1 protein-coding gene is annotated in these 349 nt (G+C 64.2%); it reads right to left on the bottom strand.

Annotated elements, in window-relative coordinates; translation table 11 throughout:
- A partial coding sequence (locus AC0L3U_RS38740; RefSeq protein WP_473365014.1) for an inorganic phosphate transporter occupies positions 1-349 on the bottom strand: 349 nt, incomplete at both ends.

Raw genomic sequence — 349 nt, 5'->3', positions numbered from 1 at the left:
GGTGACGATCAGCATGCCGCGAATCCACCACGGCGGCGGGGTATCGCCCTTCGGGGCTTTGTACAGCGCGCGGTTTTTCACGAAGGCGCGCAGGGCCAGCAACAGCAAGGCGGCAAACGCGAAGCCGATCAGTGGGGAGAGCAGCAACGCGTAACCGATCTTGGCGGCCTGGCTCCAATCCACACCGCTGGTGTCATCGCGGCCGTGCATCAAGGCGTTAGCGACGCCGACCCCGATGATCGAGCCGATCAGCGTGTGCGACGACGACGCCGGCAAACCCAGCCACCAGGTGCCGAGGTTCCACAGGATTGCACCGATCAGCAGGGCAAAGATCATGGCGAATCCGGCT

The organism is Bradyrhizobium sp. Kon69, from assembly GCF_055807515.1.
Note: the sequence above shows the minus strand (reverse complement) of the source record. Positions and strands in the feature narration are given on the sequence as shown.